The sequence below is a fragment of the Microthrixaceae bacterium genome (assembly GCA_016702505.1).
Classification (GTDB): domain Bacteria; phylum Actinomycetota; class Acidimicrobiia; order Acidimicrobiales; family Iamiaceae; genus Aquihabitans.
Map to the genome: position 1 here is coordinate 125,894 of JADJDU010000007.1, position 15,247 is coordinate 141,140.

Annotated in this window: 10 protein-coding genes and 1 pseudogene; 4 read left to right on the top strand and 7 right to left on the bottom strand. The window is 66.9% G+C overall.

Annotated elements, in window-relative coordinates; translation table 11 throughout:
• Positions 1-8 precede the first annotated feature (8 nt).
• Positions 9-811, top strand: a pseudogene (gene ppk2 / locus IPG97_07870) (polyphosphate kinase 2).
• Between the two features lie 6 nt (positions 812-817).
• On the opposite strand, the gene IPG97_07875 reads toward ppk2, so the two are convergent.
• The 4 genes from IPG97_07875 to IPG97_07890 form a co-directional block, all read right to left on the bottom strand.
• Positions 818-2,689: an ABC transporter ATP-binding protein gene (locus IPG97_07875; GenBank protein MBK6856450.1), complete on the bottom strand. Its 1,872-nt coding sequence runs from the start codon at positions 2,687-2,689 to the stop codon at positions 818-820.
• Positions 2,686-4,419, bottom strand: a complete 1,734-nt coding sequence (locus IPG97_07880; GenBank protein MBK6856451.1) for an ABC transporter ATP-binding protein — start codon at positions 4,417-4,419, stop codon at positions 2,686-2,688. The genes IPG97_07875 and IPG97_07880 overlap by 4 nt, the downstream gene beginning before the upstream one ends.
• A 105-nt stretch (positions 4,420-4,524) precedes the next feature.
• Positions 4,525-6,318 (bottom strand): ABC transporter ATP-binding protein, encoded by a 1,794-nt coding sequence (locus IPG97_07885; GenBank protein ID MBK6856452.1) that lies wholly within the window; start codon positions 6,316-6,318, stop codon positions 4,525-4,527.
• Positions 6,315-8,147 (bottom strand): ABC transporter ATP-binding protein, encoded by a 1,833-nt coding sequence (locus IPG97_07890; protein MBK6856453.1) that lies wholly within the window; start codon positions 8,145-8,147, stop codon positions 6,315-6,317. The genes IPG97_07885 and IPG97_07890 overlap by 4 nt, the downstream gene beginning before the upstream one ends.
• Before the next feature lie 35 nt (positions 8,148-8,182).
• Here IPG97_07890 and IPG97_07895 point away from each other — a divergent pair, with 35 nt between their 5' ends.
• The gene (locus IPG97_07895; GenBank protein MBK6856454.1) at positions 8,183-8,620 is read left to right on the top strand and encodes a DUF2752 domain-containing protein; all 438 of its coding nucleotides are present in this window, start codon (positions 8,183-8,185) and stop codon (positions 8,618-8,620) included.
• 157 nt (positions 8,621-8,777) lie between these two features.
• Positions 8,778-11,144 (top strand): hypothetical protein, encoded by a 2,367-nt coding sequence (locus tag IPG97_07900; GenBank protein MBK6856455.1) that lies wholly within the window; start codon positions 8,778-8,780, stop codon positions 11,142-11,144.
• A 21-nt stretch (positions 11,145-11,165) separates the two neighbouring features.
• Here the strand turns inward: IPG97_07900 and IPG97_07905 are convergent, their stop codons facing one another.
• Entirely contained in the window at positions 11,166-11,684 is a 519-nt protein-coding gene (locus IPG97_07905; GenBank protein MBK6856456.1) for a gamma carbonic anhydrase family protein, read from the bottom strand.
• A gap of 49 nt (positions 11,685-11,733) precedes the next feature.
• On the opposite strand from IPG97_07905, the gene IPG97_07910 reads away from it, so the two are divergent.
• Complete coding sequence (locus tag IPG97_07910) at positions 11,734-13,866, top strand: S9 family peptidase (protein ID MBK6856457.1); 2,133 nt, start codon at positions 11,734-11,736, stop codon at positions 13,864-13,866.
• Here the strand turns inward: IPG97_07910 and IPG97_07915 are convergent.
• Both IPG97_07915 and IPG97_07920 read right to left on the bottom strand, forming a co-directional pair.
• Positions 13,848-14,330 carry a flavin reductase family protein gene (locus IPG97_07915; GenBank protein ID MBK6856458.1) on the bottom strand — a complete coding sequence of 161 codons (483 nt, stop codon included), beginning with the start codon at positions 14,328-14,330 and terminating at the stop codon, positions 13,848-13,850. The genes IPG97_07910 and IPG97_07915 overlap by 19 nt on opposite strands.
• A gap of 34 nt (positions 14,331-14,364) precedes the next feature.
• Complete coding sequence (locus tag IPG97_07920; protein ID MBK6856459.1) at positions 14,365-15,213, bottom strand: MBL fold metallo-hydrolase; 849 nt, start codon at positions 15,211-15,213, stop codon at positions 14,365-14,367.
• Between the last annotated feature and the right edge of the window lie 34 nt (positions 15,214-15,247).

Below are 15,247 nucleotides of genomic sequence, written 5' to 3' on the forward strand. Positions count from 1 at the left end.
AGCAAGTCATGTCCGCTGGCGCGCCGCTCGACAAGAAGGGCTGGATCGAGTCAGCCTGGTACGACAAGGAGCTCACCCGCCTCCAGCGGGAGCTGGTGAAGCTCCAAGAGTGGGTTCGCGCCGAGGGCTCCGGGTCTGCGTCCTGTTCGAGGGCCGTGATGCTGCCGGCAAGGGAGGCGCCATCAAGCGGATCACCCACCGGACCAACCCCAGGGTGGTCAGGGTCGTGGCCCTCGGCACCCCCACCGAGCGAGAACGGTCGCAGTGGTACTTCCAGCGCTACGTGGCCGAGCTACCCGCCGCCGGAGAGGTGGTGCTGTTCGACCGCAGTTGGTACAACCGAGCCGGGGTCGAACGGGTGATGGGGTTTTGCACCGAAGCCGAATACCAGGAGTTCCTACGCTCGTGCCCCGAGTTCGAGCAGATGCTGATCCGATCGGGGATCATCCTGGTCAAGTACTGGTTCTCGGTCAGCGACGAAGAACAGGAACGACGGTTCCTGGAGCGGATCAACAACCCGGCCAAGCGGTGGAAGCTGAGCCCCATGGACCTCGAGTCCCGCGCTCGCTGGGCCGACTACTCGCGGGCCAAGGACACCATGTTCGACCACACCGACAGCGACCTGTCGCCGTGGTGGGTGGTCGAAGCCGACGACAAGCGCCGGGCACGGCTCAACTGCATCAGTCACCTTTTGGACCAGGTGCCCTACGAGGACGTGACCTCGGCGCCCTTGTCGCTACCGGAGAGACAGGCCGACGATCACGACCGCCCTCCCCACAAGCGCCAGAGGTTCGTGCCCGACCGGTACTGACCGACGTCAGGCCACGTCGGTGTCCAACTCCACCGCCGGCGCTTCGAACTGGGCGTTGTACAACCGGGCGTAAGCGCCATCCGCGGCCAGCAGTTCGTCGTGGGAGCCCTGCTCCACGATTCGACCAGCCTCCATCACCAGGATCGTGTCGGCATCACGAATGGTGGACAACCGGTGGGCGATCACGAAGCTGGTCCGGTCGCTGCGCAAGGCCGCCATGGCCCGCTGGATCAACACCTCGGTGCGGGTATCCACCGAACTGGTGGCCTCGTCGAGGATCAAGATCCGCGGGTTGGCCAGGAACGCCCGGGCGATGGTGAGGAGCTGCTTCTCTCCGGCGCTGACCGACGAGCCCTCCTCGTCGATGACGGTGTCGTAGCCGTCGGGCAGCGAGTGGACGAAGCGGTCCACGTAGGCGGCTCGTGCCGCGGCCAGCACCTCGTCCTCGGTGGCATCGAGGTTGCCGTAGGCGATGTTGTCCCGAATGGTTCCACCGAACAGCCACGTGTCCTGGAGGACCATCCCCATGCTGGAACGGAGGTCGGCACGGGCCATCTGCGAGATGTCCACACCGTCGATGGTTATGGCCCCGGCGTCGAGGTCGTAGAAGCGCATCAACAGGTTGACCAGGGTGGTCTTGCCGGCACCGGTGGGACCGACGATGGCCACGGTGTGACCGGGCTCGGCCCGCAGCGAGAGGTCCTCGATCAACGGCTTGGCCTGGTCGTAGGAGAAGGCGATGTCACGGAACTCGACCAGGCCGCCTACCTCTCGGCCTCCGAGATCCACCACCGCCTCGTCGTGTTCCTCGGGGGCGTCGAGCAGTTCGAAGACCCGCTCGGCCGAGGCGATACCCGACTGCATCACGTTGATCATCGACGCCAGGTGGGTGAGGGGCTGGCTGAAGGACCGGGAGTACTGGATGAAGGCCTGGATGTCACCGATCGACATCTGACCCGATGACACGCGCAGGCCGCCGAGCAGGGCGATGGCCACGTAGTTCAAGTTGCCGAAGAACATCATCGCCGGCTGGATGATCCCCGAGATGAACTGGGCTCCGAAGGCGGCACCGAACAGCTCGTCGTTCTTGGCGTTGAACCGAGCTTCGACGTCGTCTTGACGGCCGAACACCTTCACCAGCGAGTGACCGGTGAACACCTCTTCGACCTGGGCGTTGAGGGCCCCGGTGTGCTTCCACTGCTCCACGAACCGCAGCTTGGACCGCTTGGTGATGGCCTTCATGGTGAAGATCGACAGCGGCACGGTGATCAGCGTGGCCACCGCCAACAGCGGATCGATGGTGACCATCATGATCAACACGCCGACCATGGTCAGCGACGAGTTCAGGATCTGGCTCAGGGTCTGCTGGAGGCTCTGGGCCAGGTTGTCGATGTCGTTGGTGACCCGGCTCAACAGGTCGCCGCGGGGTTGGGAGTCGATCCAGCTCAGCGGTATCCGGTTGAGCTTGTCCTCGACGTCGCCCCGGAGGCGGAACATGGCCCGTTGGACCACCCCGGCCAACACCCACGCCTGGATGTAGGACAGCACCGTGGCCGTGACGTACATGGCCAGGACCCCGAGCAGGATCCCGTGCATCTTGGAGAAGTCGATGCCCGTGCCGCTCATCAGGCCCGTGACGATCACGTTGGTGGCCTGACCCAGTCGGTTGGGAGCCAACACCAACAACACGACGCTCACGGTGGTGAGGACCACCACCGCGCCCACACCGACCCGCTCGGGCCTCATCAACGTGGCCAGCCGGGCGGTGGAGCCCTTCAGGTCCTTGGACCGTTCCAGCGGCACACCAGCCGAACCGAAGGCGGGCCCGGCCGGGCGGCGAGCTTCTTCGGGCGGGCGCACGGCGGGCTTGTCGGTCATGCCGCTTCCTCCGCCGTGTCCTGGGACGCCACGATCTCGGCGTAGGTGGGACAGGTGGCCAGCAACTCGCGGTGGGTACCCAACCCGACCTGTTGGCCGTCTTCCACCACCAGGATCTGATCGGCGTGGATGATCGTGGAAACCCGTTGGGCCACGATCACGGTGACGGCCTCGGCCACCACCGGGGCCAGGGCGGCCCGCAGCTTGGCGTCGGTGGCCAGGTCCAGAGCCGAGAACGAGTCGTCGAACAGGTAGATGTCGGGTTTGCGCACCAAAGCTCGGGCGATGGCGAGACGTTGACGCTGACCCCCTGACACGTTTGATCCCCCCTGGGCGATGGCGGCGTCGAGGCCACCGGGCATGGCGGCCACGAAGTCGGCACCCTGAGCCACCGTCAACGCCGCCCACACTTCTTCCTCGCTGGCGGTGGGATCGGCCTGGCGCAGGTTGTGGGCCACGGTTCCCGAGAACAGGTAGGGCTTCTGGGGGACCAGACCGATCCGACTCCACAGAACCTCGGGCTCGATCTCACGCACGTCGACGCCGTTCACCACCACTGAGCCGCCGGTGACGTCGAAGAGCCGAGGGATCAGGTTGACGATGGTGGACTTGCCCGACCCGGTGCTGCCGATGATGGCCAAGGTCTCACCGGCCCGAGCGGTGAAGGAGATGTCGCTCAACACCGGCACGTCGGCCCCGGGGTAGCGGAACTCCACGTCGCGCAGCTCCAGCGATGCCGGCCCGGCCAACGCTGTCACCGGCTGGGCCGGGGCGGTGATCGAGGCCGTGGTTCCCAGCACCTCACCGATCCGTTCGGCGCTGACCGATGAACGCGGGGCCTGGCCCACCACGAACGTGGCCATCATCACCGCCATGAGGATCTGGATCAGGTAGCTGAGGAAGGCGATGAGCGCACCGACCTTCATGTCCTGGGATGCGATGCGGTCACCGCCCAGCCATATGGCGGCCACGCTCGACGCGTTGAGGACCAGCACCACCAACGGGAACATCACCGCCATCAGCCGACCGGCCCGCAGCGACGTCTCGGTCAGGTCCCGGTTCACGGTCTCGAACCGACCGCTCTCGTGGGTTTCGCGGCCGAAGGCCCGCACCACCCGGATGCCGGTGATCTGTTCCCGCAGGACCATGTTGATGCGGTCGATGCGCTCCTGCATCAGTTGGTAGAGCGGGAGCATCCGGCTGATCACCACCGCCACCGACCCGACCAGCACCGGTACTGCCACCAACAACATCAGCGAAAGCCCGGCATCCTCGCGCACCGCCATGACCACACCGCCGGCCATGGTGATGGGAGCGGCCACCAGCATGGTCACGCCCATCATCACCAGCACCTGGACCTGGGTCACGTCGTTGGTGATACGGGTGATCAACGAGGACGCACCGAACTTTCCGACGTCTTGGGCCGAGAAGCCGGTGACCCGATGAAACAAGTCCCGGCGGACATCACGTCCGAAAGACATGGCCACGCGGGCACCCATCCGCACCGCGGCAACGGCGAAGATCACCTGCACGACGGTGACGACCAGCATCACCCCTCCGGTGCGCCAGATGTAGGCCGAATCGCCCCGCACCACGCCCTTGTCGATGATGTCGGCGTTGAGGGTCGGCAACAGCAGGGTGCAGATGGTCTGCACGGTGGTCAGCGCCACCACCACCCACAGCTCCCTGCGGTACGGGCGGAGGTGGCTGCGCAGCAGTTGGATCAGCAATGGGTCCCCTACCTCGAAGGCAGCACGGAAAACCGAGCCGGGCCACCCTACGGAGCGGTCACCTCACTCACACAACTCTCCGAACCGGAAATCGGTCACTCTCGATCACGACGCCGGGTCGACAGCCAGACCGCTCACCCAGGCGGCGTACAACCCGGCATAGCGGCCACCGGCGGCAACCAGGTCGGCGTGAGGCCCGATCTCCACTAGGCCACCTTCGGCCACCACGCCCACCCGATCAGCGCGAACCGCGGTGGACAACCGATGGGCGATCACCACCACCGAACGGCCTTCCATCAGCCGGCCCATGGCCTGTTCGACCAGGAGCTCGGTTCCGGGATCCAATGACGATGTCGCCTCATCCAGGACCAGCACGGCTGGATCGGCCAGCGCGGCCCGGGCCAGCGAGACGAGCTGTCGTTCACCGGCGGACAGTCTTGATCCTCTTTCGTTGACCTCCGTGTCGAGACCGTCGGGGAAGGCCTCGAACCGCTCCAACAGACCCAATGCGACCAGCGCGTCCTCCACCTCCCGATCCGAGGCATCAGGTCTCCCGATCCGGACGTTGTCGCGGATGGTCCCGGCGAACAGGAACCCCTCTTGGGGGACCACGGTGATGCGGGATCGCAGGACCCGAACCGGAGCGTCCCTCAGATCGACCCCACCAAAGCTGACGTGACCATCGGAAGGGTCATAGAGCCGGGCCATCAGCTTGGCCAGCGTGGACTTCCCGGCGCCGGTGGGTCCGACCAGCGCCAGCTTCTCACCGGCGGATAGGACCAGCGAAACATCTCTCAGGACGGCAGGACCGGTCCCGTAAGAGAAGGTGACGTCGTCGACCACCAGGTCTCCGCGCCCGGGTAGGGCCACCGTGCTCGGGGCCTCGGCAAGGTCGGGCTCGGTGTCCAACAGGGCGAACAGCTTGTTGAGAGACGCCCCCGATGACTGGACGGTGTTGAACAACTGGGAGAGCTGCTGGACGGGCTCGAACAGGTTGGACAGCGTCAGAACGAAGAAGGCCACCGTGCCCACCGTCAGGGACCCGTCAGCCACCAGCCGGCCCCCGATCCCCACCACCAGCGCAGTGCACAGCAGCGAGGACCCTTCGATCACCGGCAGGTACCAGGCCTGGATCCGCACCGATCGCATGTGGGCCTCATACAGACCCTGATTGCGTCGGGCGAACCGCTGCACCTCGACATCCTCACGGCCATAGGCCTGGATCACCCTCACCCCGCTGATGCCCTCCTGCAGCGCGGACAGGGTGAGGCCGATGCGGTCGCGCACGGTGAGGTAGGCGTCGTTCGACTCCCGTTGGAAGCGCACCGAGGCGGCCACCACCACCGGGAGCGGCACCAGACACATCGCCAGCAGCGTCGGCGACACCGCGGCCAGCACCACCAGCGAGCCCACGATGAGCAGGCAACTCGACACCAGTTGGATGAGACCCATCTGGACCAGTTCCTGGAGCGAGTCGACGTCGGAGGTCATGCGGGAGACGACCACCCCGGCCTTCTCCCGGTCGTAGAAGGGCATCGACAGGCGAAGCAGATGATCGAAGACCCTGACCCGCAGGTCACGCAGGAAGCCCTCACCGGCCCGACTCACGAGGAGCACCTGCATGCGGGCAGCCAGGTACGCCACCACCGCTACCGCCGCATAGGCCACCACCGCCCGATCGAGGACCTGGCCGTCACCTGGCCGAATGCCGTGATCGATGCCGTAGCGCAGCAGTAGCGGTCCGGCCAATACCGCCGCAGTCGACACCACCACCAACGCGCTGGCTCCGACCACCTCCCGGCGGTAGGGACCCAACATCTGGGCGGCCCGACCCAGTACCCGCCCGGCCTGGCGACGGTCGAGACGATCATCGGGGTCCACACCAGACATGGGCATCATCGGCCCGAAGCTCCCGCGGTCTCCTCACGAGCCGCCGCCGAAGCCAAAACCTCGCGATAGCGCGGGCTATTGGCCAGCAGTTGCTCGTGGGTGCCGTCGGCCGCCACCCGACCGTCGTCGATGAGCACCACCCGATCGGCCAGGGCGATGGTGGCCGGTCGGTGAGCGATGATCACCGTGGTCCGTCCGGCCATGACCTCGGCCATGGCATCCCGGATCTCGTGTTCCTTGGTCGGGTCGACCGCCGAGGTTGCGTCATCGAGGATCAGCACGCGGGGGTCGGCCAGGATGGCCCGGGCGATGGCGATCCGCTGCCGTTGCCCTCCAGACAGGGAGAAGCCTCGTTCGCCGATCTCGGTGGCGTAACCCCGCGGCAAGGCGGTGATGAAGTCGTGGGCCCCGGCCAGCCGGGCCGCCCGCTCCACCAGGCCGATTGGGGCGTCAGGGTCGGCGAAGGCGATGTTGGCGGCGATGGTGTCCGAGAACAGGAACGTCTCCTCGAACACCAGGGCCACGGTTCGACGCAGCTCGACCAGAGACACTTGGCGAACGTCCACCCCGTCCAGGCGCACCTCGCCTGCGTCCACATCGTGGAACCGACACACCAGGCTGGCCACCGTCGACTTGCCCGAACCGGTGGCGCCGACCAGGGCGACGGTCTGCCCTGCGGGAACGTGCAGATCGAATCCGTCGAGAACCGGTGCTCCTCTCCCGTAGGCGAAGCTGACCCCGGCCAGGTGTAGGTCTCCTCCGTCGGGCGGCAGCGCCACCGGTGACCGCGGCGAGACCACCAGCGGCTCGGTGGCGAGGACCTCGTGCACCCGCTGGGCCGATGCCGCCGCCCGCTGGGCCATGGCCACCACCCAACCCAGCATCCGCAGCGGCCACACCAACAGCACCACATAGGCGTTGAACGCGACCAGGGCTCCGAGCGCCAACTCCCCGTCGATCACCTGGTGCCCGCCGTAGCCCAACACGGCGATCAGCCCGACGCTGGGGAGGATCTCCAACGCGGGCCAGAACCGAGCCCGTATCCGAGCTCCCTCCATGGACACCCGGTAAAGGTCATCGGCCTCGGCCCCCAGCCTGGTGGCCTGGGCCGGTTCGGCCCCGAACCCCTTGACCACGCGGATGCCGGTGACGGTCTCCTCCACCACGGCGGCGAGCTCGGCCGATTCCTGCTGCACACCCACCATGGTCGGGTGCAACCGGGTCGAGAACCGCTTGGCCAAGATGTTGAGCGCTGGCAGTGACCCCAGCGCCAACAGGGTGAGCATCGGGTCCATGGATAACAGCACCACCAGCACCGCCAACACGGTGGCGAGGTTGGCGATGGTCAGCGGCACCAGAACGACCGCGTTCTGGATCTGTTGGAGGTCGTTGTTGGCCCGACTCATGAGCTGACCGGTCTGCTGGGAGTCGTGGTAGGCCACGTGTAGCCGCTGGAGGTGGGCGAAAATGCGGTCCCGGAGGACGGCTTCTGTCCGACGAGCTTCCCGGAAGGCCCAGTACCGCCTCAGCCCGGTGAAGGCGGCCACCACCAGGCCGGCCCCGGCGATGGCCCAGGCGTATCCGGTGACCACCGAGACATCGCCTTCTTCCATCCCCCGATCAATGGCCGCACCCACCAAGCGGGGCACAGTCACCTTTCCCAAGGTCCAGATCAGACCGGCCGCCACCCCGACGAGGATCCCCAACCTCTGGTCCCAGAGTTGACGACCGATCAGACGCCAGCCGTCACGAGCCGACGGCACGAAGTCGGTGTCCTGGTTGGCTCGATCGGTGATGGCAGCTTCTCCCGGGTCCCCTCGGTCACGGTACCGGGCCATGCCGATCGGCAACGTGCTCGTTTACCCTTGTCCCCATGTCCGCGTCCGCCGAGGTTCGCCCCCTGGCCGAGTTGCCCGCCTCTTTCTGGTCCGGTCCCGTGACCGTCGGGGCGTTGGCCGTTGTCGGCACCGCGGCGCTGGCCGTGGTCGACCCCAGTGCCCGCAACGTCCCGCTGTGCCCGCTGAAGGCCATCACCGGGCTCGACTGCCCGTTCTGCGGGTCGCTGCGTGCCGTACACGCTCTGACCCAGCTCGACGTGACCACAGCGTTGGACCACAACGCCGTGTTCACACTGTCGGTGCCGCTGCTGGTGGCCGGATGGGTGATCTGGTTCGTCACCAGCCGAGGTGTGACCGCTCCGGGCTGGTGGCGCTCGACGCCCGCTTTGAGGATCGGCCTCGGCGCGTTCATGTTGACGTTCGCGGTGGTGCGCAACCTGCCGGCGTTCTCCTGGCTGGCCAGCACCGCCTGAGGTGCCAACCCGTGGGCCTTTAGGCCCAGGTCATGGGCCTAAAGAACCACGAATAAAGGTGAAATTCGATCATCTACTCGCCTTTTCGGTTTCGATGGGGTAGAAAATGTGGCACTAGTCACGGCGGGGGGAAGCGCCAGTCACGGAGGAGAAAACCGTGCGACTCGAGCAGTTGGTTCTGTACAGCCCTGGGAGCGACGACCGTCTCCGCTTCGGCCCTCACGTCACCGTCTTCGCTGGCCTCGGTGCCGTCGATCGCATGGAATTGATCGAGACCATCGTCGACGCGTTGACCGGACGTCTGTCCAACGCTTCGGTGGTGTTCACCGATCAGGCCGGTCGGCGCGTCTTCGCCGACCGCACCGGTGCCACCTTCGCCGATGACGGGGTGGAGGCTCCCGGCCCCACCGACCTGTTGGGTCGTGACCCATCGGCGGTGGCCGGCCTGCTGACCCTGACCGCAAGCGACCTGGGCCTGGGCTTGGACGTGACCGCGACCCAGGTCGCCGATCAGCTAGCGGGGGCACGAGCCAACCTGGCCGAACTGCACGACGATCACCTCCAGGCCATGGAACTGGTCGACGCCTTGGAACGGGGCCGTCGTCACCTCCGTGAGCTGGATCAACAGATCGCATCGGCCGACGACGACCGGGCCCGGTGGATCTGGCAGGAGAACCGCCGCCGCCTGGATCAGCTCCGCACCGAGATGGCGATGCTGGGCCGGGGTGAGGGCGCCAACGACCGAGTCATCTTGGGATCGGTCGACGCTTTGCGCACCGCCGGCGCGACCTGGGGCGACCTGGCCACCGAGGCCTCGGAGTTGGCCGACCGACTCGTAAACCTGCCCCGGGTCTCACCCGAGGACCTGGCCCGGGTGGCAGCCACCCCCGAAGCCCCGCCCACCACCTTCCTGGCCCGCCTCGACGCATGGCGCGCCGCTCACGACGCTCGGCGCACCGCCGAGGCCGAGCTGGCCGACCTCACCAGGCCTTCGGCTACCCCCACCGACCCGTTGGTGGAGCACTTCGCTCGGCTCGACCAGGACAAGTTGTGGACCGCTCACAACCGGTTGACCCGGACCGCAGACAAGTACCACGCCCTCAGCGCCATGGAGGGGCCGGCCGAGCCCGACGACACCGAGAACGAAAAGGTCGTCGAGGCGGCCCACCTCGAGGTGGTGAAGGCCCAGAGGATCGCCGATCAGCGGGTACGCCCCGGAATGATCGCGGCCGCTGCCCTGACAGGGTCGGCGGTTCTCGCCCTGGTCAACGGGATGCCAATCGTGGCGGTGCTGGCTCTGGTCGGAGCCGCGGCTCTGGTCCGCTTCTTGGTGCTCGAGCCCCGCCGTGATCTGGCCGAAGCCGCTGCGGCCGAGATGGACGCCCTGAACCGCACCGGCGTCAGCTCGTGGCTCGGAATGCATCTTCGACGTCTGGACGACGTCGCCGACGCCGCCGACCGGGTCCGGTTCGAGAACGTCGCCAACAGCTGGATCGTGGCCCAGGTGGAATGGGAGGAGATCTCCGGTGGCCGCACCCCCGAGGAGCTGACCCTTCGGGCCGATGCCGTGCGGGACCGCGCCGCCGCCCTTGACTCGAGGGCGGTGTCACGCAACCGAGACGAGGCTCGGATCCAGTGCGAGAGCGCGGCCGCCACCGAGCGCTCGGCTCGGGCTTCTCTGGCTCGAGGGCTCGAGCACTACGGGTTCAGCGCCGCATCGGTCGCCGACCTGGATCCCGAACAACTGGCCTCGGCCATCGACCGGCGGATCGAAGCGGGGCGCACCGCTCGGCGGGCGGTGAAGTTGGCTTCGCTGCGGCGACGGGAACAGGAAGCCGCCGATCACCTCGACTCCATCCTTGCCCGTCTCGGCTTCACCGAAGGCGGCTTGGCCGTCCGCCTGGAACGGGCCATTCAGGCCGTGGCCGCGGCTCGCCAGCGTGAAGAATTGAACCAAGGCCGCCGTGACCGCACTGAGACCGAAGCCGAGATCGCCCGGCTCGGTGTGATCGTCAGCCGCACGGCACGGGCCGACTGGGCCGAGCTCGCCGACTTGGAGGACGAGCCTGTGGATCCCGATGTCTTGGAAGATCGTCGCCGGGAACTAGCTGGCCTGTTGGCCGCCAACGCCGATCCGGATCTGGTCGGGGTGGAACACCGGTACCGGGTCGGTCTGGCCAAGGTCCGCGAGCTGGAGTCACGACTCGAGAGCCTGTGCTCGGCCCGGCCCGAGAACATCGAGACCCGTCTAAGCGAACGCTGCAACCGCACCGCGGTGATCGACGGCACCGAAGAGAGCATGCCGTTGTTGATCGACGACGCATTCGCTCCTCTCGACCTTCCCGAGAAGACCGATGTGCTCGACCACCTGATCCGGCTCTCCCACCTGACCCAGGTGGTGATCCTCAGCGACGACCCAGTGGTGACCCGCTGGGCCCGTGCCCGGGTAGCCCACGAGCCGGTCACGCTGTACGAGCTCGAGTCGTCTGCAGCTCCGGTAGAGCCGGCCTATTCGGCTCGCTGAGGACGGCTCGCCTGCCGCCGATCAATCGATCCGGCGCAGGTCCTGTCGGTAGCGGACGGCTCGGGCCACGTAGGACTCCATGCCGTGACGTACATACTCGGTGTTGACCGCGTCCAGGCGGATCTTGGCCGGCACACCTAGGGCCATCGCTCGGGGTGGCACCTCGACCCCACCGCTCACCACTGCCCCCGCTCCCACCAACGCCTGCCGACCGATGACGGCCTGGTGGAGCACGATCGACCCGGAACCAACCAGCGCGCCGTCCTCGACGGTGCATGCCTCCAGGTGGGCCAGGTGACCGATGGTGCACTCGTTGCCGACCACGGTCGGCCACATCGGGGTGGTGTGGAGCACGGCACCATCCTGGATCGAGGTCCGGTCGCCGATCTGGATCGAACCGTCATCACCTCGGAGCACGGCCCCGGGCCAAACCGATGACTCGGCGCCGATCGTGACCGAGCCGATGATCACCGCTTCGGGGCTGATGTAGGCGGAGGGGTCGATCACCGGAACCTGCGAGCCGAGGGCGTAGATGGGCATGGCCTTGACGGTACCGCCGTATCGTCTCGGCGTGATGCCCGAATCCCCCATGCCACCTCAGCCACCGACCCGACCAGCCACCCGCTCGATGTGGGGTCACGATGTGGAAGATCCCTTCGCCTGGCTCATCGATCCCGACGACGCCGACACGCTCCCCCACCTCCGGGCCGAGAACGCCTGGACCGAGCTCGTCACCGAACCCCTGGCACCGCTACGAGAAGAGGTGTTCGAGGAGATCCGTCGCCGAACCGACGAAACCGACATGTCGGTCCCAGTGCGAGACGGGGCGTGGTGGTATCTGGTCCGTACCGAAGAAGGCCTGTCCTACCCGATCCACTGCCGTCGACCCGACGACGGAACCACCGAGCGCCCCATCGACGACCCAGCAGCCGAACAGGTCGTCTTGGACCTGAACCTGTTGGCTGAGGGACATGGCCACCTGGGTCTCGGGGTGCTCGACGTCAGCCCCGACGGCAACTGGGTCGCCTACGCCGTGGACTTCGACGGGGACGAGCATCACGACCTTCACTTCGCCGATCTGCGGCCGCTGGCCGAAGGCAAGCCCGCGGTGGAATCCCCCGAGGTGATCCCCGGCGTGGCGTACGGGTTCGCGTGGTCGGCCGACTCCGGGACCTGTTGGTACACATTGCAAGACGATGCGTTCCGGCCCGACCGGGTGATGCGCCACCACATCGGGACCGACCCCGCTGAGGACGTGTTGGTCTTCACCGAAGAGGACCAACGGTTCCACGTGGGCGTTGGAGCGTCACGGTCTGGTGCGCTGGCCGTGATCACCTCGGCCAGCGCGGTGACCAGTGAGGCGTGGCTACTCGACGCCACCGACCCCGCCGCCGAGCCCCGACAGGTGGCGGCCCGGGAACAAGACGTCGAGTACTCGGTGGCTCACCACGGCAGCGGCCTGTTCGTCCTGTCCAACCATGACGGTGCCGCAGACTTCGCCCTGTGGCGAGCCCCGCTTGACGGACTGACCGTCGGTCCGAGGTCGGAGTGGACCACGGTGCTGGCCCACCGGAAGGGATGCCGCCTCGACGGGGTCGAAGCCTTTGTCGATCACCTGGTGGTGCATGGTCGGGTCGATGCCTCCACGGCGTTGTGGTTGGTCGATCCAACCACAGGCGACACCCGACGGATCCAGCCAGACGAGGAGGTCGGCACCCTGGGCCCATCGGCCAACCCGACATTCGACACCGACCGCTACCGGTTCAGCTACCAGTCGCTGACGACACCTTCCACCCTGTACGAGCTCGACACCACCTCGGGTGACCGGGTGCTCCTCAAGCGCCAGGCGGTGCTCGACGGCTTCGATCCCAGCCAGTACCGCTCGGCCCGGGAGTGGGCCGTAGCCGAGGACGGAACCCGTGTGCCGATCTCGCTGGTGTGGCGGCCTGACCGTCGTAACGAGGGCCAACCATCGCCTTGTCTCCTCTACGGCTACGGCGCCTACGAGGCCAGCATGGACCCGTGGTTCTCGGTGGCCCGGTTGTCGCTTCTCGACCGCGGCATGGTCTTCGCCATCGCCCACGTCCGCGGCGGCGGAGAGTTGGGTCGGGCCTGGTACGAGGCTGGCAAGTTCGACGACAAGCAGAACTCCTTCAGCGACTTCGTGGCCTGTGCCCGGCACCTGGTCACTCAGGGTTGGACGACACCGGACCAACTAGTGGCCCGGGGTGGAAGCGCCGGAGGACTGTTGATGGGCGCGGTGACCAACCTCGCCCCGGAGATGTTCGCCGCCATCGTGGCCGAGGTTCCGTTCGTGGATCCGCTGAACACGATCCTCGACCCCTCCCTCCCGCTCACCGTCATCGAGTGGGAGGAGTGGGGCGATCCGCTCCACGACCAGGATGCCTACGGGTGGTTGGCGGCCTATAGCCCTTATGAGAACGTCAAACCCGCCACCGAGGTCACCTATCCAGCGGTGCTGGCCACCGCGGGGCTGAACGACCCCCGGGTTGGTTTCCACGAGCCGACCAAGTGGGTGGCTCGGCTGCGACAGCAGGGCCATGGCATCGGACCGGCCGACGATCCGAGGCCGGTGTTGTTGAAGGTGGAGTTGGCCACCGGCCATGGCGGCCCCAGCGGTCGTTACGACGCGTGGCGCGACGAAGCGTTCGTGCTGGCTTGGGTGCTCGACCAGAGCGGAGCTCAGGCCAGATCGGCGTAACCACCCCGGAAGAACACCAGCGGGTTACCTTCGTGGGTCACCGACAGGTCGTGGACCTCGCCGAGCACGATGTCGTGGTCGCCGGCCTTGTGCACCTGAGTGAGCGTGCAGTCGATCCAGGCCAGTGCCCCGGCGATCCGAGGCTCGCCGAGGGGTGAGCGGTCCCACCCGATCGATGCGAACTTGTCGGCGTCCTTGGACGCGAACACCCGTGACACTGCTTCTTGGTCAGCGGCGAGCACGTTGATGCAGAAGCGACCGTTCTCGCGCAGCTTGGGCCAGGTGGAGGAACGGTGATCCGCGCAGAACCCGACCAGGGGCGGATCCAGCGAGACGGAGAAGAACGAACCGATGGCCAGTCCGACGGGCTGGTCCTGGTGGTGGCCGGCCACCACACAAACCCCCGTGGGGAAATGGCCCAGAACCTGGCGGAATCGTGCGCTGTCGAAGGCGGACTCGGTCATTCGGATTCGTCTCCCGGAGTTTTCTGACGGACCGTCAGACTAGGGCAGACGAGAGCGCCACCGTTAGGCCCTCGGATGCGGCCTGCACCTCGAGGACCGAGGTCCCCTCGGCCATAGACCTGGCTTCGTTCAATAGCCGATCGATGGTGTCGTCGGAATGGGAAGGGTCGTGGTGGAACAACACCAGACGTCGTGCCCCTGACTCAGCCGCGACCCGCACCGCGTAGTCGACGGTGCAGTGGCCCCAGTCGGACTTCATGGCGAACTCGTGGGGCTCGTACTGGGCATCGTGGATGAGCAGGTCGGCGTCGCGACAAAGTTCGAGCACGGCCGGGTCGACGTAGGTGGGATCGGCAGGTTGTTGGTGGTCGCTCACGTACACCACCGACAGGCCGTCGATCTCGACCCGGTAGCCGTTGGTCGGTCCGGTGTGGGGGACGTCTGCGGCGGTGACCCGAGCCCGACCCCATTCGAGTTCGGTTCCCTCGAAGTCGTCGAAGGTGATGTCACCGGCCAGATCCTGAGGTCCAACCGGGAAGAACGGGGGGTGCATGAAGGTGCGGAAGGCATCGCCCAGCGAGCACCCGTCGCTGCGACCGTGGATCGCCAACGACGAGCCCGTGCGATGGATAGGGGTGAAAAACGGAAGACCCTGGACGTGATCCCAGTGCAGGTGGGTCACCAGGGCGAGTCCGCGGAACGGTTGATCGGCGCCGGCCAGGCTTTCACCAAAGAAGCGAAGCCCGGTGCCGAGGTCGAAAATCACCGGGTCGAGCCCTGGGGCCTCCAGGGTCACGCACGCGGTGTTCCCGCCGTAGCGCTGGTTGGCATCGCAGTAGCAAGGCGTGGACCCCCGTACCCCCCAAAACGTGACGTTCACCATGCTGTTACTCCTGGCACCCGTGCTGTTGCCCCTG